Raw genomic sequence first — 15,633 nt, forward strand, 5'->3', positions numbered from 1 at the left:
GTCTCGGGTCACAATAAACACCCGGACGACGGGGTCGTCAGGCGCGGGCCACCGTGACAAACGGGGTGGCCGGAGGCGCATCGACGGCGGAGGCGGCGTCTGCTTCGCTCTCGTTCGTCTCGTTCGTCCGCTGGACGACGTAGCGCTGGCCGACCATCGGGTCCAAGAGGCTGTCGACGGGCGCGCGGTCGTCAGTGAGAAGCGGCACGTCGTCGGTGGGTTCGTCGCTCCGGTAGGACGTGAGTTCGGCCGCGAGGTCGATGCCGATGTCGCGGCGCTGATTACGCGCCTGTAGCTCCTCGGCCGTCACGAGCGTCTCGTCTTTCGTCGCCACGACCTCGATGTTCTGGACGACGGCGCCCCCCGCGGTGGGGAAGCTGTACACCTGCGGGTAGACCGACTGAATCGTCTTGTACTCCGCGCGGTAGAACTGCGAGGCCGGGCCGCTCGGCGCGGAGATGATGTTGGCGAACAGGAGGCCGTCCTCGTCGAGGCGGTCCGACGTGAGCTGCATGAACTCCTGGGTCGTCAACTGGAACGGGACCTTGTCCTTCCGGTAGGCGTCGAGGACGATGAGGTCGTACGTCTGGTTCGTCTCTCTGAGGTACTGCCGGCCGTCCATCGTGTGGACGTTGAGCCGCGGCGACTCCTCGACGCCGAAGTACTCCTCCGCGACGGAGACGACCTCGGGGTCGAGTTCGACCACGTCGACGGTCACGTTCGGGTACTGCTCCAAGAACACGCGCGGGCCGGTGAACCCGCCGCCGCCGACGAACAACACCCGGTCGATGTCGTCGGACAACAGGAAGGGGACGTGGAAGTACGACGTGTAGTCGAAGACGTGCCGCGTCGGGTTGTCGAGGTCCATCGCACTGTGGGGCTGGCCGTCGAGATAGAGCGTCCGCGTTCCGCCCGCGTCGGCGACGCGGAGCTCCTGATAGGCGGTCTGGGTGTGGTAGACCGTGGTGCCGCGGGAGTCGAGACCGACGCCGCCGGTCAGCGACGCGAGGACGAGGACGGCGGCGATACCGACGCTCCAGACCGCCTCGTCGCGGCCGATGTTTGGCCGGGCGAGCGCGAGCGCCGTCACGACCGAGATGAGTCCGAAGATCAACCCGATGTTGGTGACGCTCAGCGAGGGGATGAGGAAGTACGTGGTGGCGAACGCCCCGATGATGCTGCCGACGGTGCCGACGGCGTAGACGTGGCCCGACGCCGCGCCCACGTCGGACCGCCCGGAGAGTTCGGCCGCGTAGGGGCTGATGAAGCCGAGGAAGTAGGTCGGCGGCCCGAACAGGAGCGTAATCGCCGGGAGCGACGCGAATCGGCTCGGGAGCGGGAGGCTCGCCGTCGACTGGATGAACAGGTCGCCGAGGAGGATGACGCCCGCGATGTAGGCCGCGGTGCCGATGAAGACACGGACGAGCGCGCCGTTCGACGCCGCTGCGGCCCGCTGCCCGCCGCGGTGGTAACCGAGGCTCAGCGCCGCGAGGAAGACGCCGATAATGCTCCCCCACGTGTAGATGCTGCTGCCGAACTCGGGGGCGACCATCCGACCGGCGAGAATCTCCAAGCCCATGCTCGTGACCCCGGAGACGAACACCGCAAGTTCGGGACGCGTCATCCGGAGCCACGAGCCGGCGGCGGTCGATGCCATGTCAGTATGCCAAGGGGCGCGGCCGTATTAATTCACGCACGGCGGCGAGCCAGACGACGCGAACGCGGTGCGGAACCCGCCGCCTCCGCGACGCGCTCGCGCGAACCTTCTTACCTGATAACGGAGCCAGCACGTCCCGTGTCCTCCCTCGTCGCCGCGTCCGACCTCGCACGCGCCGCGTACTGTCCGCGACAGCTCTACTACGCCCGCCGCGACGACGACCGAGCGCCGCCGCCTGCGGTCCACGACGTTCGCGCGCTCGCCTTCGAGTATCCCGCCCTGCTCGACGGCCCCGCCGACGAACTCGCGACGCGACCGATTTCGGTGTCACCGACGGCGTACCGCGAGAATCTCGCTCGCCTCCGCGAGCGCGACGACTGGGACGCGCTCACCGACCCCGTCGCCCGCGACGTGCTCCTCGCGGGGAAAGACTGCCGCGGCATCGCGCACAAACTCGTGCGGTCGCCCGCCGACGGCGACGAGGACGACCGACCGCCGGTTCCGTCGCTCGTCTCGCCGGGCGAACCGCCCGAACGCGGCGTCTGGGAACCGCAGCGCGTCCGGGCCGTTGCGCTGGCGAAGGCGCTCGCGTGGGAGCGCGAAACGCCGATACCGCGGGCGCTGGTCGAGTACCCGGCGGTCGGCGTCGTCCGGACGGTCAGGCTCACGACCGGGAACAAGGCTGCGTACCGGCGGGCGCTCCGCGTCGCCCGCGACCTCGATTTCGTCCCGTCGCGGCTCCGCGACTCCGCGAAGTGCGAGTCGTGCGCCTACCGGGAGCGCTGCGGCGTGAAAACGTGGTCGTTGGCGTCGCTACTCGGTCGGTGAGCCGTTGTCGGCTACGCGACTCCGCGGTGGCTCCGCAGTAAGTCCGCGGTGATTCCACGTTACCCGGTCAGCGCGCCCGCGGGTTACGCCTCGTCAGCGTGTTCGTCTAACCACGTCTCGATGTCGTCGGCCATCGCACCGCGGCGGTGGACGACGCCGCGACCGGGGTCCACGACGGTGCTCTCGGTCCCGGGGGTCGTCCCGCCGTCGAGGACGACGGCGACGGCGTCCCGAATCTCGTCGGAGAGCTGCGAGGGGTGAGTGATGCTCCCGGTTCCGGAGCGGTTGGCGCTGGTGGCGGTGACGGGCGTCCCGGCCGCGCGGAAGAAGTCGAGGGCGAGTTCGTGGTCGGGAACGCGGACGCCGACGCGCTCTTTCCCGGCGACGAGCGCGTCCGGCAGACTGTCGCGTCGCTCCACGACGACCGTCACCGGGCCGGGGAGGAACCGGCGCATGAACGCCTCCTCGCGCTCGTCGGCGACGACGTGCTCCAGCGCGGCGTCCACGTCGGGGAAGCCGGCGGAGAGCGGTTTGTCTCGGTCGCGGCCCTTGATGTCGAAGACGCGTTCGACCGCGTCGGCGTTCGTCGCGTCCGCGCCCATGCCATAGACCGTCTCGGTCGGGTAGACGACCGCCTCGCCGCGGCGGATGGCGTCGGCGGCACGCTGTACGTCGTCGTCGCTCATGGGCGAACTGACGCGCAACGGGCGAAAAAGCGTGACGAAACGGCGATTCCGCGCGACCGGAGAGCGGGGCGGCTCAAGACGGCGCGACGGGAATCGAGCGCGCGGCCTACAGGCCGGCGAGCGCGTCCGCGATGCCCTCATAGTCCGGGAAGTCCGGCCACTCGTCGGCGACCCAACGGTACTGGACCGTTCGCTCCTCGTCGAGGAGGAACACGGCGGGGCGGTGTTCGGTGACGCCGGCCATCCCGTCGAGGTCGTGTTCGAGGTCGTAGTCGGCCGCGACGTCGGCCGCGGGGTCCGAGAACAGGCGGGCGTCCACGTCGCGTTCTTCGAGGAACGACTTGTGCTCGTAGGGCGACGAGATGGAGACGCCGACCGCCTGCACGTCCTCCGGGACGCCGCGGTCGCGGAGTTCGTTCCAGACGTACGTCGCCGGGAACGCGCCCGCCATCGTGTGGAACACGAGGAGGACGGGGCCGTCGGCGGCGACGTCGGAGAGGGACGCGTCCTCCCAGAACTCGTCGTTGACGAGCGGACGGGTGAAGTCCGGGGCGGTGTCGCCCGGTTCCGGCGCGTCGTGCTCGGGGAGGTCGACGACGTCGAAGTCGACCATCAGGCTCCCTCCCCGTAGGTGTTTTCGAGGTACTCGACGATGTTCGCCGACTCGGACATCGTGACGCCGGTGTTGTCGTCCACGATGGCCGGGACCGAGCGCTTGCCCGAGACGCGCTTGACGACGTTCCGGTCGGAGTGCATCGGCTCGACGAACCGCGACTGGTAGGCGAGGCCCTGGTCGTCGAGCGTGCGGACGACCCGCTCGCAGTACGGGCACGCCTGCAGTCGGTACAGCGTAATCGCCGGTTGCTCGTCGGACATGGGCGGCTGTTAGGAAGAGCGTCGCCTAAGCCCTTCGCTCGCGGGCATCCGCGCCGCAATATCGGTTCGGCGATGTACCGCCTCGGCCAGCTAGACGGTTTCGCGCCGAGCCGGGGGCATCGAATCGGCGTTCTCGCGGTTCGCCAACGGGGCCGACGAGGGCGGACGAGACGCCGACCGAGAGGCGTTCGAGGGCAACTCTTAATTCCGGTCCCGCGCAAGACAGTGTAGTTACATGGGTTTGCCGCCGCTACAGTTACCACCAGCCACGACACTCGCGGCCGCACAGGTCTCGAATATTCCGCTGGACGATACGACGATAACGGTCCTCGGCGTGATCGGAATCATCGTCCTGATCGGCCTCTCGGCGTTCTTCTCCTCGTCCGAGATTGCGATGTTCTCGCTCGCAAAACACCGCGTCGACTCGATGGTCGAAGACGGTGTGCCGGGCGCGGAACGGGTGAAAGCGCTCAAGGACGACCCGCACCGGCTTCTCGTGACCATTCTGGTTGGAAACAACATCGCGAACATCGCGATGTCCTCGATATCGACCGGACTGCTCGTCTTCGTCGGCTTCCAACAGGGAGAGGCGGTCGCAATCGCGACGTTCGGGATTACGGCAGTCGTCCTGCTGTTCGGCGAGAGCGCGCCGAAATCCTACGCGGTCGAAAACACCGAGTCCTGGGCGCTCCGCATCGCGCGGCCTCTCAAGTACGCCGAGCTGCTGTTGCTCCCGCTCGTCGTCTTCTTCGACTACCTGACCCGCGTCATCAACAAGGTCACCGGCGGTCAGACCGCCATCGAAACGACCTACGTCACCCGCGACGAGATTCAGAACCTCATCGAGACGGGCGAGCGCGAGGGCGTCATCGAGGAGGAAGAACGCGAGATGCTCGACCGCATCTTCCGGTTTAACTCGACCATCGCCAAGGAGGTCATGACCCCTCGCCTCGACATGACCGCCGTCCCGAAGGACGCGACCATCGACGAGGCCATCGAGACGTGCGTGCAGGCCGACCACGAGCGGGTCCCCGTGTACGACGGTAACCTGGACAACATCATCGGCATCGTCAACATCCGAAACCTCGTCCGCGAGAAGTACTACGGCGAACGCGGCGTCGGCATCGCCGACATCGTCTCGCCGACGCTCCACGTCCCCGAGTCGAAGAACGTCGACGAACTCATGGCCGAGATGCAGGACACTCGGATGCAGATGGTCGTCGTCATCGACGAGTTCGGGACCACCGAGGGGCTCATCACCCTCGAAGACATGGTCGAGGAAATCGTCGGCGACATCCTCGAAGGCGACGAGGAAGAACCGTTCGAGGCGGTCGACGAGAACACCTACCTCGTCCGCGGCGAGGTCAACATCGACGAGGTCAACGAGATGCTCGACATCGAACTCCCCGAGGGCGAGGAGTTCGAGACGCTCGCCGGCTTCATCTTCAACCGCGCCGGCCGCCTCGTCGAGGAAGGCGAGGAGATTAGCTACAACGACATCGTCATCCGCATCGAGCAGGTCGACAACACGCGCATCATGAAAGCGCGCATCCGGACCAACTCGGGCATCGAAGCCGCCGACGGCAACGGCGACGACGAGGACGGTGGCGACGAGGAAGCGGAAGTCGAGCCCGACACCTGATCAGTCCTGACCGGTCCGACCTGACCGAACCCGTCGTCTCGACGACCGATCCCGTTTCGCCCCGACATCCGAGCCCGTTTCGTCTCGACACCCGACTGAACTCGTTTTCGAACCGTCGTCCGCCGTGACTCACCCGAGGAGCGTAAAGGAGAGAACCACGAGCACCAGCGACGCCAGCGCCAGAAACACCAGTCCGCTCGCGTCGGCGGTGCCGTCGCCGAGGCGTCGCGCCCGCCCGCGGAAGCGAATCGCCAGCGCGAACGCGCCGAGGCCGACGCTCCCGAAGGCGAACCCGCGGAGCGAGATGCCGGTCACGACCGCCATCGCGACGTGGTAGACGCCGAAGACGGCCCAGAGGGCAGAAACGAGGGTGGCGAGCGCGACGCGGAGCCCACGAACGTTCACAGGCCGAGTACGCTCGACACGAGCGTAAAGACGCCGTAGCCCAGCCCGAACGCGAGCGCGAGCGAGCCGATCCACGCGAGGACCGTGTACAGCATCTTCCGCCGGGAGACGCCCGACCCGCCGGCGGCGTAGCCGGAGCCGATGATGGCGCTGACGATAATCTCGTTGAACGACACGGGAACGCCGAGGGCGACGGCGGTCTGGGCGATGGCGAACGAGGGAATCATCGCCGCAATAGAGCGCCGCGGCCCGAGCGAGGAGTAGTCCTGCGCGAGCGCCTTAATCATGCGCGGCGCGCCGGTCCACGACCCAGCGAGGAGGCCCACCCCGCCGCCGACGAGAAGCGCCGGAAGCGGGACCGCGACCACGTCCAGCAGGGGAACGAGCGGCCCGATGGCGAGGCCGACCTGACTGCCGCCCGCCGAGAAGGCCACGAGGCCGCCGAGGACGAGGAGGAACCGCCGCTGGCCGCGGGTCTTGTCGGTCGTCACCCAGCGACCGACGATCGCGGCCGCGACGAGCGCGACGAAGAGGGAGGCGGCGACGAACCAGACCGTCTCGCCGAGGCCGATGCGGCCGGTCAGTTCGACCGCGGCGGCCCGGGCGACCGAGGCTGAACCCGACGCGCCACCGAGCCCCGCGAACTCCATGTTGGCGACGAGCAGGCCGACGATTCCGGCGAGCGCGGGCACGGTCCACTGCTCGGAGACGCCGTCGGCACGGAGGAGCCGTGCGGTCGCGTACGACGCGCCGCCGCCGACGAACGGCGTGAGCACCCACAGCGAGACGATCTGTTGGTACTTCGCCCACGCGGGGTCGCCGCCCATGGCGAGGCCGACGCCGACGACCGCACCGGTGACGGTGAAGGCGGTGGCGATAGGGTAGCCCGCGAAGACGCCGAGCGCGACGAGCACCGCCGCGGTGAGGAGCGCGACGACCGCGGCTCCCGCGGTCAGCGTGACGCCGCCGATGAGTTCGGTGCCGACAGCGTTGGTGACGTTCGCGCCCTGCAGGAACGCCCCGGCGAAGCCGAGCAGGCCGACGATGAAGCCCGCGCGCATCACCGAGATGGCGTTGGCTCCGACCGCGGGCGCGAACGGCGTCGACCCCGACGACCCCGCGCCGATGGCCCACGCCATGAACAGGCTGGCGAGGGCGGCGACGACGAACGTGGCGAGCGTCGCGGTGGCTACCACGGGGCGACACCTCGGCGGTCGTCGGCGTCGGCTGTTGTCCCGTCCATCAGCGGCGGCGCGCCTCGTCGTACCCCTCGCTCAGGCCGAGGAGCGTCCGACGGACGAGGAGATACCCGAAGAAGACGAAGAGCAACAACGCGACGAGCAGCCCGACGAACACGGGATTCCCCGCGAGAAAGTCGACGAGGCCGTCTACGACCAAAGGGTCGGTCATGTGGATGGGTTCGGCGGGCACGAGGTATAGCAATTTCGGCGACGGGTCGTGAAAGAATACGAACACTCATGAGAAAACACGAGTAACGCGGATTCGATGGCCGACCTCATCCCCTCCAGCCCGGGTGATCCGGACGACGACCGGGACGACCGAGACCCCAAGGTTATCGGCCTCGACAGCGACGAGGCCGACGACCTGCTCGGTGCCATCTCCTCGTCGACCGCCCGGTCGGTCCTCGCGTCGCTCCACGAGTCGCCGGCGACGCCCTCCGACCTCGCCACCGAGGTCGACACGTCTCTCCAGAACGTCCAGTACCACCTCGGGAACCTCTCGGAAGCGGGCCTCATCGAAGTCGCGGACACGAGGTACTCCGAGAAGGGCCGCGAGATGAAGGTGTACACGCCCGCGGACCAGGCGCTCGTCGTCGTCGCCGGGCGCGAGGACGAGACGAAGGGACTGAAAGGCGCGCTCACGCGCCTCATCGGCGGCGTCGGCGTCCTCGGTATCGGCGCGGCCGTGGTGAACCGACTCGCCCGAGCCGGGTCGATACTCCCGTTCAGCGGCACCTCGGCCGGCGGCGCGGACGACGCTGGCGGTTCCGAAGCCGGCCAAAGCGGCGGGTCGGGAGGCGACCTCAACGCGACCTATCAGGCCGAGTCGGCCAACACGACGACCGCGGCGGACTCGACGACGCAGACCGCGACGCAGACAGCTACCGAAACCGCGACAACGACCGGCGGCGACGGCGGATTCAGCATCGCCGAAGCGACTACGACGGCGGACTCGACGACGCAGACTGCGGAGGCGACGCGGACGGTGACGGAGACTACATGGACCGCCGCGGAGACCGCGACCGCGACGCCGACGCCGGTTCCGGACACGACGGCCGCACAGACGGCCACCGAGACCGCGGCGCAACTCACGAGCGGGTCGGGCGGACTCGCCGGGACTATCGGGTCGCTCTCGCCGGGGACGCTGTTCTTCCTCGGGGGGCTGACCGTGCTTCTCGCGTGGGTCGCGGTGGGCGTGCTACGTGACTAAAACGGTTGTTTGAGCTTACGGTGCGTATTTGATACCGTCACCCGTAGGAGTGAGTACGAGGTCGCGCGTGGCCCCCAACGGCGACGGGACTGCCATCCGTGCCCCTGCCCCTCACCCCGTCGTCTCGCGCGGCCTCGGACTGTCCCCAACAGGCTTCCCCAGCCTGTTCCCGCTGATTCTTCCGGCCCTCCGCCGGACTCCACTGCGTTACTCGTTAGGGACGATACGGAACGTCTCGAACGTCTCGCCGTCGACGGTGACGAGTCGCCCGCGGAGCCCGCCGTCCGGCAGTTCCTCCAGTTCCGCGTGCGCCTTGCGGTTGCCCCGCGGTTGGGCGTGACTCCCCGGGTTGAGGAGCGGAATCGGCCCAGTGCCGTCGAAGCCCGGCCGGTGGCTATGCCCGAAGATGACCGCGTCGGCCCCGCGTTCGCGGCCGAACATCGAAAGCGCGGTGTTCCCGCCGCGGCGGGTGTGGGTCACCGCGAACTCGACGCCGCCGTAGGTGACGTTCCGCGCCGCGGGAATCCGGTCGCGAATCTCGGAACCGTCGTTGTTGCCGTAGACCGCGAGGAAGCTGTCGGTCTCGTCGATGAACGCGTCGAGGACGGACTCGCGCATGAAGTCGCCCGCGTGGACGACGAGGTCGGCCTCGCGGACCGCGTCGAGGGTTCGGTTAGTCAGACGATGACCGTCCGTGCTGTGGGTGTCGGAGACGACGACGAGCATGCGCGGGGCTATGGGCCGGAAGGATTGAAACCTACCGACTGCGCGGTGGGTCGGTCGGCCCGCCGCAGTCGGCGAGCGGTGTCCCGGTTCTTCGTCGGTAGCTCTATCCCGGCGGGGGGAGTGGCCCACGACATGGCAGGCAGTACGTCCGTCGTCGTCGCCGCGCTCTTCGCGAACGGGGCGATTGCGATTCTCAAGTTCCTCGGCTATCTCGCGACCGGGAGTCCCTCCATGCTCTCCGAAACGTATCACTCCATCTCCGACACCGGCAACCAGGTGTTCCTCCTCATCGGCATCCGCGACAGCAAGCGCGACGAGACGCAGTCACACCCCTTCGGCTACGGGAAATCGCAGTTCTTCTACTCGTTTCTCGTCTCCGTGATGCTGTTCGGCATCGCCGGGTGGGAGTCGGCCAAACACGGCTACAACGCCCTGATGCACCCCGGCCACGGCGGTGGCGGCGAGGCGCTCGTCCTGTTCGGCTTCCAAATCGAACCCGTGTTGGTCAACGTCGTCATCCTCCTCGGGGCGATTGCCTTCGAGACCTACGCCTTTCTGAAGGCGAACGCCGAACTCCGCCGGCAGATGGAAGAGTACGAGTGGAGCGGTCTCGTCGAGGCGTTCCGGGAGACGAGCGACGTGACGACGCTCACAGCGTTCACAGAGGACACCGTCGCCCTCGTCGGCGCGATGCTCGCGCTCGTCGGCATCGGCCTCACTGAACTCACGGGGAACGAACTGTTCGACGCCGGCGCGGCGCTCCTCATCGGGATACTGCTCATGGGCTTCGCCATCGCGCTCGCGTGGGAGAACAAGCGCCTGCTCATCGGCGAGAGCGTCCCCATGGACGAGGAACAGGCCCTCCGAAACATCGTCAAAAACGACCCGCGAGTCGTCCACATCGACCACTTCCGCGCGACCTACGTCGGCCCCGAGAAACTCCTCGTCGCCCTCGACGTGAGCTTCGACTCCGAACTCGGCACCGAAGAGATAGACGACCACATCTCCGACATCGAGGCCGAACTCAAGGCGGCCGACGACCGGGTCCACTTCGTCTACATCGAACCCGAACTGTAGATGGACCTCACGCAAATCGCCCCCTCGGTCATGTTCGTCGCCGCCGGCGGCTACATCTACAGGCGGCCGATGTCAGCGAGAAACCTCGTTTCGCCCCGGGAGTGGAGGGAGTCGCCGGAGCAGGCGGCGGAACTCCAACGAGATTTGGCAAAAGGGCTCGGTGTCGCACTCATCCTCGGTGGCGTGCTGTGGTTCGTCGTCGCGTTCGCGATTGGCTGAGGCCGCCTACCGCGTTTCGACCGCCTGTGCGACCCGCTCGACTGCTTCTTTGACTTCCTCGCGCGACACGTTCAGATTCGTCGTAAAGCGAGTGTGGTACTCGCCGAACGTGCCGCCGAGGACGCCCGCGTCGTCGCACAGACTCACGAACTTCTCAGCCGTTAGCCCTGCGTCTTCGGAGTCGACGACGACGATGTTCGTGTCGGGCGTCGGCACCGACAGGCCGGAGACGGCGTCGAGACCCTCGGCGAGGACGCGGGCGTTCTCGTGGTCGTCGGCGAGGCGGTCGATGTTGTCGAGTGCGACGAGTCCCGGCGCGGCGATGAGACCGGCCTGTCGCATGCCGCCGCCGAACTGCTTTCTGACGCGGACGGCCTCCTCGATGAACGCCTCTGGACCCGCGAGCATCGAGCCGACAGGCGCGCCGAGCCCCTTCGAGAGACAGAACATCACCGTGTCGACGCGCTCGACCATCGCCGCGGGGTCCTCGTCGAGGGCGACGCAGGCGTTGAACAGGCGCGCACCGTCGAGATGGACCGGAATCCCGAGGTCGCTGGCGGCGTCGGCCGCGGCGTCGATATCGGCTTTCGGAATCGCGACGCCGCCGCGGGCGTTGTGAGTGTTTTCGAGACACAGAACGCCCGTACCGGCGACGTGAAGCGACTCCTCGCGGGCGTGTTCGCGGACCTGTTCGGGCGTCGGCGCGGCGCGCTCGCCGGCGTCGTAGGCGCGGACTTGCAGGCCCGACAGTTGGGCGAAGCCGCCGACCTCCCACTTGTAGACGTGCGCCTTCGCGTCCACGAGCGCCTCCTGCCCGGGGTCGGCGTGGACGCGGGCGGCGATTTGGTTGCCCATCGTCCCCGACGGCACGAACAGCGCATCCTCCTTACCGACCAGTTCGGCGGCGCGCGCTTCGAGTTCGTTCACGGTCGGGTCGTCGCCGTACACGTCGTCGCCGACGTCGGCGTCGCGGGCGGCCTCGCGCATCTCGTCGGACGGGAGCGTGACGGTGTCGCTTCGGAGGTCTATCATGCGCGGAGAGACCGCGCCGACGGAGAAATAAACGGTGGTCCGCGTGGCGTTCCCCGCCGGCCGTCGCAATATTTGCGCTTCGAAAGGTGTTTGCCCCGGGGACACACACGACGCGGTATGGACCCGCGCATCCGCGAGCACGCACAGACCATCGTCGACCACTCCACGAGCGTCGAGGCCGGCGACAACGTCGTCGTCTCCGCGCCCTCGGTGGCCGAAGACCTCGTCACGGCCATCCACGAACTGCTCGGCGACCGCGGCGCGAACGTCGTCGCGATGGACGCGAACCCGCGGTTCACCCGCGCGTTCCTCCGCGCCGGCGACGACGACTACGAGACGCCCGAGCACGTGCTGGCGCTCTACGAGGAGACGGACGTCATCATCCGCGTCCGCGGCGAGACGAACGCCACCGAACAGAGCGACGTGCCGCCGGAGACGAACGCCGCGTACAAGCGCGCGTACAAACCGGTGCAGGGCGAGATGCTGTCGAAGCGCTGGTGTCTCACCCAGTACCCCGCGAAGGGGAGCGCCCAACTCGCGGGCATGAGCACCGAAGCCTACGAGAACTTCGTCTACGACGCCGTCACCCTCGACTGGGAGGCGCAAGGCGAACTCCAACAGCAGTTGGTCGACATCCTCAACGACGGCGACGAGGTCCGCATCAAGTCGGGCGACGAGACCGACGTGACGATGAGCATCGCCGGCAACACCGCCATCAACGACACGGCCGAGCACAACCTCCCCGGCGGGGAAGTGTTCACCGCGCCCGTGAAGGACTCCGTGAACGGCGAGGTCTACTTCGACCTGCCGCTGTACCGGCAGGGCCGCGAGGTCTCCGGCGTCCGCGTCCGCTTCGAGGACGGCGAGGTCGTCGACTACTCCGCCGAGGGGAACGAGGAGGTCTTAGACGGCGTGTTCGACACCGACGAGGGCGCGCGCTACCTCGGCGAACTCGGTATCGGCATGAACCGCAGCATCGACCAGTTCACCTACAACATGCTGTTCGACGAGAAGATGGGCGACACCGTCCACATGGCCGTCGGCTCGGCGTACCCCGAGACGGTCGGTGAAGAGAACGAACTCAACGAGAGCGCCGAGCACGTCGACATGATCGTCGACATGTCCGAGGACTCGGTCATCGAGGTCGACGGCGAGGTCGTCCAGCGGGACGGCACGTTCGTCTTCGAAGACGAGTTCTGACCGGGAGGGTCGCGCCCTTCCTGTTCGCGGACAACTCGCAACATTTCGACTCCAGTTTATCTCCCGGAGAATCGCTTTGTGTCGTCGGATTCTCCAGTCGAAACAAGAGCCTTCGAGCGGTCGCCGAAATCGGCACCAAGACGCGGGGATAATTCGGTCCGTCTCGACCGAAATCCGCGGGTTCTCCAGTCGAAGCGGTGCCCTTCCGTCTATAGACAGTTGTGTGACAATAGTACGCGCACCCCAGTAGGTTTATTTCGAATAGTCCATGAACACGAACCGATGCCAGCGGTTCAGTGCCGGGAGTGTGGACGAGACGTGGCGGTCCACGAGATAGAGACCACGACGAAAACGACACCCGACGGGTTCGACACGAGGTATCGGTGTCCCTACTGCAAGTCGGAGATGCGAGACGTGAAAACGCGAATTGTCTGACGGCGTTACTGGTCGAGGTCGAGTTCGAACTGCTCGTTTTCGGTGACGGAGTTGAGCACGACCGAGGTGTTGGACTCGCGGATGTCCGCGTCGGTGAGCAGTTTCTTGATTTGCGTGTTCATGCCGTCGGTGTCGCGGAACTTGCCGATGGCGATGATGTCGTAGTCGCCGGTGACCTCGTACACCGAAATCATCTGCTTTTCGGCGCGGAGGCGCTCGGTGATATCGGGGAGTGCGGAGCCCTCGACTTTGAGCTGAATGACGGCGGTTACGTCGTAGCCGAGCGCGTCGTAGTTGACGCGGGGCGTGTATCCCTCGATGACGCCTTCGTCTTCGAGATCTCGCAGGTGATTCGAGACGGTCGTGACCGACACGTCGAGTTCTTCGGCGAGGCTTCGCAGGCTCGCTCGGCCGTCGCCGAGGAGTGCGTTGATGAGCTTCGCGTCGAGGTTTTCGTACGTCATTACATCTACACACCGTCCCGGGGCATTAGAATTTTACGAATATCCAATTCTGTGGCGAGGTGCGGGGAATTGCATTAAGCGGAAAGGTCTTTATAGTGCGGGTGTTCGAATCGCGTGTTCAGGAAAATGACGGAAGACAACGCACTCACCGACGGCGGCCTGAGCGACGAGGCACAGGCAGTCATCGACGAGATCGAAGAGAAGAATGTCGACTTCCTCCGACTCCAGTTCACCGACATTCTCGGAACGGTCAAAAACGTCTCCATCCCGGCCTCGCAGGCCGAAAAGGCGTTCACTGAGGGCATCTACTTCGACGGTTCCTCCATCGACGGCTTCGTGCGCATTCAGGAGTCCGACATGCGCCTCGAGCCCGACCCGTCGACGTTCGCCGTCCTCCCGTGGCGGAAGAAGGAAAACAGCGCCGCAGGTCGCCTCATCTGTGACGTGTTCAACACGTCCACCGGCGAGCCCTTCAGCGGCGACCCGCGTGGCGTCCTCAAGCGCGCCATCGCCCGCGCCGAGGAACTCGGCTATGACGTGAACGTCGCACCCGAACCGGAGTTCTTCCTGTTCGAAGAAGACGAGAACGGCCGCGCGACGACCGTCACGAACGACGCCGGCGGCTACTTCGACCTCGCCCCGAAGGACCTCGCGTCCGACGTGCGCCGCGACATCATCTACGGCCTCGAGAGCATGGGCTTCGACATCGAAGCCTCGCACCACGAGGTCGCCGAGGGCCAGCACGAGATTAACTTCACGTACGACGACGCCCTCTCGACGGCCGACAACGTCGCTACCTTCCGGTCCGTCGTTCGCGCCATCGCGGCCGAACACGACCTCCACGCGACGTTCATGCCCAAGCCCATCCCGCGCATCAACGGCTCCGGCATGCACACGCACATCTCGCTGTTCCAGGACGGCGAGAACGCGTTCCACGACGGTGACGACGAGTTCGACCTGAGCGGCACGGCCAAGAGCTTCGTCGCGGGCATCCTCGAACACGCGCCCGCCATCACGGCCGTCGCCGACCCGACGGTCAACTCCTACAAGCGCCTCGTCCCCGGCTACGAAGCGCCGGTCTACATCGCGTGGTCCGACCGCAACCGCTCGGCGCTCATCCGCAAGCCGGCCGCCCGCACGCCGGCCGCCTCGCGCATCGAGGCCCGCTTCCCCGACCCGTCCTGTAACCCGTACCTCGCGTTCGCCGCGCTCATCCACGCCGGTCTCGACGGCGTCGAGAAGGACCTCGACTGCCCCGACCCGGTCCGCGAGAACATCTACGAGTTCGACGAGGAGAAGCGCGAAGAGTACGGCATCGAGACGCTCCCGAAGGACCTCGGCGGCGCTGTCGACGCCCTCGAAGAGGACGAAGTCATCCAGGACGCTCTGGGCGACCACGTCTACGAGAAGTTCGTCGAAGCCAAGCGCTCCGAGTTCAAGGACTACCTCGTCGACGTCTCCCAGTGGGAACTCGACCGGTACCTCGAGACGTTCTAACCGTCGCGCACACCTAACACCGATTTTTCTTTCGCGCTCGCTCGCCGGAGAGCAACGGCGACGACGACAGCGACACACAGAGACCAAACGAGAGTCATCCGCCTCCGGCAGTAGCCGAACCGCGACCAACTCACGGCCGAGGGTCTACGTGCCCTCGTCCCATAGCGACGCGCGAATGTCGCTTGTCTCTGACCTCGCGTTCGTCGCGTTCGGGCTCGTCCTGTTCGTTTTCTCTGAGGATATGCGGTTCGCCCGGCGGTTCGGCCCGGTGACGGACGGGGCGCGGTCGTCCGAGACCGGCGGCGTCGCCTTCAAATTTCTCGGCGGTATTTTCGTCGCCGTCGGACTCGCGAAACTCGCCGGGTTGTGAGCGGGCAGAATCGTCGCAGTCGGAACAGAGAGGTGTCAGTCGCACCGTCGGCGACAGCCAACGAATCA

At 66.8% G+C, this 15,633-nt stretch carries 18 protein-coding genes; 8 read left to right on the forward strand and 10 right to left on the reverse strand.

The annotated features are described in order from the left end of the window. Positions 1–37: 37 nt before the first annotated feature. On the reverse strand, positions 38–1,657 hold the full coding sequence (locus tag C5B90_RS06545) for a spermidine synthase (protein ID WP_115880026.1): 1,620 nt from the start codon (positions 1,655–1,657) through the stop codon (positions 38–40). Positions 1,658–1,795: 138 nt separating this feature from the next. Between C5B90_RS06545 and C5B90_RS06550 the strand changes: the two genes are divergently transcribed. Further along, positions 1,796–2,485 carry a hypothetical protein gene (locus C5B90_RS06550; RefSeq protein WP_115880028.1) on the forward strand — a complete coding sequence of 230 codons (690 nt, stop codon included), beginning with the start codon at positions 1,796–1,798 and terminating at the stop codon, positions 2,483–2,485. 83 nt (positions 2,486–2,568) lie between these two features. On the opposite strand, the gene C5B90_RS06555 is transcribed toward C5B90_RS06550, so the two are convergent. From C5B90_RS06555 to C5B90_RS06565, 3 genes are all read right to left on the reverse strand, one after another. Next, positions 2,569–3,171: an L-threonylcarbamoyladenylate synthase gene (locus tag C5B90_RS06555; RefSeq protein WP_115880030.1), complete on the reverse strand. Its 603-nt coding sequence runs from the start codon at positions 3,169–3,171 to the stop codon at positions 2,569–2,571. Between the two features lie 106 nt (positions 3,172–3,277). Then, positions 3,278–3,784 (reverse strand): redoxin domain-containing protein, encoded by a 507-nt coding sequence (locus tag C5B90_RS06560; protein WP_115880032.1) that lies wholly within the window; start codon positions 3,782–3,784, stop codon positions 3,278–3,280. After that, on the reverse strand, positions 3,784–4,047 hold the full coding sequence (locus tag C5B90_RS06565; RefSeq protein ID WP_115880034.1) for a glutathione S-transferase N-terminal domain-containing protein: 264 nt from the start codon (positions 4,045–4,047) through the stop codon (positions 3,784–3,786). Before C5B90_RS06565 ends, C5B90_RS06560 begins: the two co-directional genes overlap by 1 nt. Before the next feature lie 235 nt (positions 4,048–4,282). On the opposite strand from C5B90_RS06565, the gene C5B90_RS06570 reads away from it, so the two are divergent. Then, entirely contained in the window at positions 4,283–5,689 is a 1,407-nt protein-coding gene (locus C5B90_RS06570; RefSeq protein ID WP_115880036.1) for a hemolysin family protein, read from the forward strand. Between the two features lie 129 nt (positions 5,690–5,818). Here the strand turns inward: C5B90_RS06570 and C5B90_RS06575 are convergent, their stop codons facing one another. From C5B90_RS06575 to C5B90_RS20770, 3 genes are read right to left on the reverse strand one after another with little or no spacing between them, the layout of a single operon-like run. Further along, positions 5,819–6,094, reverse strand: a complete 276-nt coding sequence (locus C5B90_RS06575; protein WP_115880038.1) for a hypothetical protein — start codon at positions 6,092–6,094, stop codon at positions 5,819–5,821. Next, on the reverse strand, positions 6,091–7,290 hold the full coding sequence (locus C5B90_RS06580) for an inorganic phosphate transporter (RefSeq protein WP_115880040.1): 1,200 nt from the start codon (positions 7,288–7,290) through the stop codon (positions 6,091–6,093). Before C5B90_RS06580 ends, C5B90_RS06575 begins: the two co-directional genes overlap by 4 nt. Before the next feature lie 46 nt (positions 7,291–7,336). Continuing rightward, complete coding sequence (locus C5B90_RS20770; protein WP_167321013.1) at positions 7,337–7,504, reverse strand: hypothetical protein; 168 nt, start codon at positions 7,502–7,504, stop codon at positions 7,337–7,339. A gap of 96 nt (positions 7,505–7,600) precedes the next feature. Between C5B90_RS20770 and C5B90_RS06590 the strand changes: the two genes are divergently transcribed. Beyond that, complete coding sequence (locus C5B90_RS06590; RefSeq protein ID WP_115880042.1) at positions 7,601–8,545, forward strand: winged helix-turn-helix domain-containing protein; 945 nt, start codon at positions 7,601–7,603, stop codon at positions 8,543–8,545. A 207-nt stretch (positions 8,546–8,752) separates the two neighbouring features. On the opposite strand, the gene C5B90_RS06595 is transcribed toward C5B90_RS06590, so the two are convergent. Then, entirely contained in the window at positions 8,753–9,271 is a 519-nt protein-coding gene (locus C5B90_RS06595) for a metallophosphoesterase (protein WP_115880044.1), read from the reverse strand. A gap of 132 nt (positions 9,272–9,403) precedes the next feature. Here C5B90_RS06595 and C5B90_RS06600 point away from each other — a divergent pair, with 132 nt between their 5' ends. Both C5B90_RS06600 and C5B90_RS06605 read left to right on the forward strand, forming a co-directional pair. Then, a complete protein-coding gene (locus tag C5B90_RS06600; protein WP_115880609.1) occupies positions 9,404–10,348 on the forward strand; it encodes a cation diffusion facilitator family transporter in 945 nt (314 codons plus the stop codon). Continuing rightward, a complete protein-coding gene (locus tag C5B90_RS06605) occupies positions 10,349–10,567 on the forward strand; it encodes a hypothetical protein (RefSeq protein WP_115880046.1) in 219 nt (72 codons plus the stop codon). A gap of 6 nt (positions 10,568–10,573) precedes the next feature. Here the strand turns inward: C5B90_RS06605 and C5B90_RS06610 are convergent, their stop codons facing one another. Continuing rightward, on the reverse strand, positions 10,574–11,599 hold the full coding sequence (locus tag C5B90_RS06610) for a low specificity L-threonine aldolase (RefSeq protein WP_115880048.1): 1,026 nt from the start codon (positions 11,597–11,599) through the stop codon (positions 10,574–10,576). Between the two features lie 117 nt (positions 11,600–11,716). Between C5B90_RS06610 and C5B90_RS06615 the strand changes: the two genes are divergently transcribed. After that, a complete protein-coding gene (locus tag C5B90_RS06615) occupies positions 11,717–12,799 on the forward strand; it encodes an aminopeptidase (RefSeq protein WP_115880050.1) in 1,083 nt (360 codons plus the stop codon). A gap of 440 nt (positions 12,800–13,239) precedes the next feature. Here C5B90_RS06615 and lrp read toward each other — a convergent pair whose 3' ends face one another. After that, positions 13,240–13,698 (reverse strand): HTH-type transcriptional regulator Lrp, encoded by a 459-nt coding sequence (lrp, locus tag C5B90_RS06620; protein WP_004973746.1) that lies wholly within the window; start codon positions 13,696–13,698, stop codon positions 13,240–13,242. 126 nt (positions 13,699–13,824) lie between these two features. On the opposite strand from lrp, the gene glnA reads away from it, so the two are divergent. After that, entirely contained in the window at positions 13,825–15,195 is a 1,371-nt protein-coding gene (gene glnA / locus C5B90_RS06625) for a type I glutamate--ammonia ligase (protein ID WP_058826799.1), read from the forward strand. 175 nt (positions 15,196–15,370) lie between these two features. Then, positions 15,371–15,565, forward strand: a complete 195-nt coding sequence (locus C5B90_RS06630) for a hypothetical protein (protein WP_115880052.1) — start codon at positions 15,371–15,373, stop codon at positions 15,563–15,565. The last annotated feature ends 68 nt before the right edge of the window (positions 15,566–15,633 follow it).

It is taken from the genome of Haloferax sp. Atlit-12N, from assembly GCF_003383095.1.
Lineage (GTDB): Archaea > Halobacteriota > Halobacteria > Halobacteriales > Haloferacaceae > Haloferax.

Coding starts and splice junctions, on each gene's coding strand:
- C5B90_RS06545 (WP_115880026.1), bottom strand. CDS start 1,657: ATGGCATCGACCGCCGCCGGCTCGTGGCTCCGGATGACGCGTCCCGAA.
- C5B90_RS06555 (WP_115880030.1), bottom strand. CDS start 3,171: ATGAGCGACGACGACGTACAGCGTGCCGCCGACGCCATCCGCCGCGGC.
- C5B90_RS06560 (WP_115880032.1), bottom strand. CDS start 3,784: ATGGTCGACTTCGACGTCGTCGACCTCCCCGAGCACGACGCGCCGGAA.
- C5B90_RS06565 (WP_115880034.1), bottom strand. CDS start 4,047: ATGTCCGACGAGCAACCGGCGATTACGCTGTACCGACTGCAGGCGTGC.
- C5B90_RS06570 (WP_115880036.1), top strand. CDS start 4,283: ATGGGTTTGCCGCCGCTACAGTTACCACCAGCCACGACACTCGCGGCC.
- C5B90_RS20770 (WP_167321013.1), bottom strand. CDS start 7,504: ATGACCGACCCTTTGGTCGTAGACGGCCTCGTCGACTTTCTCGCGGGG.
- C5B90_RS06590 (WP_115880042.1), top strand. CDS start 7,601: ATGGCCGACCTCATCCCCTCCAGCCCGGGTGATCCGGACGACGACCGG.
- C5B90_RS06595 (WP_115880044.1), bottom strand. CDS start 9,271: ATGCTCGTCGTCGTCTCCGACACCCACAGCACGGACGGTCATCGTCTG.
- C5B90_RS06600 (WP_115880609.1), top strand. CDS start 9,404: ATGGCAGGCAGTACGTCCGTCGTCGTCGCCGCGCTCTTCGCGAACGGG.
- C5B90_RS06605 (WP_115880046.1), top strand. CDS start 10,349: ATGGACCTCACGCAAATCGCCCCCTCGGTCATGTTCGTCGCCGCCGGC.
- C5B90_RS06610 (WP_115880048.1), bottom strand. CDS start 11,599: ATGATAGACCTCCGAAGCGACACCGTCACGCTCCCGTCCGACGAGATG.
- C5B90_RS06615 (WP_115880050.1), top strand. CDS start 11,717: ATGGACCCGCGCATCCGCGAGCACGCACAGACCATCGTCGACCACTCC.
- lrp (WP_004973746.1), bottom strand. CDS start 13,698: ATGACGTACGAAAACCTCGACGCGAAGCTCATCAACGCACTCCTCGGC.
- glnA (WP_058826799.1), top strand. CDS start 13,825: ATGACGGAAGACAACGCACTCACCGACGGCGGCCTGAGCGACGAGGCA.
- C5B90_RS06630 (WP_115880052.1), top strand. CDS start 15,371: ATGTCGCTTGTCTCTGACCTCGCGTTCGTCGCGTTCGGGCTCGTCCTG.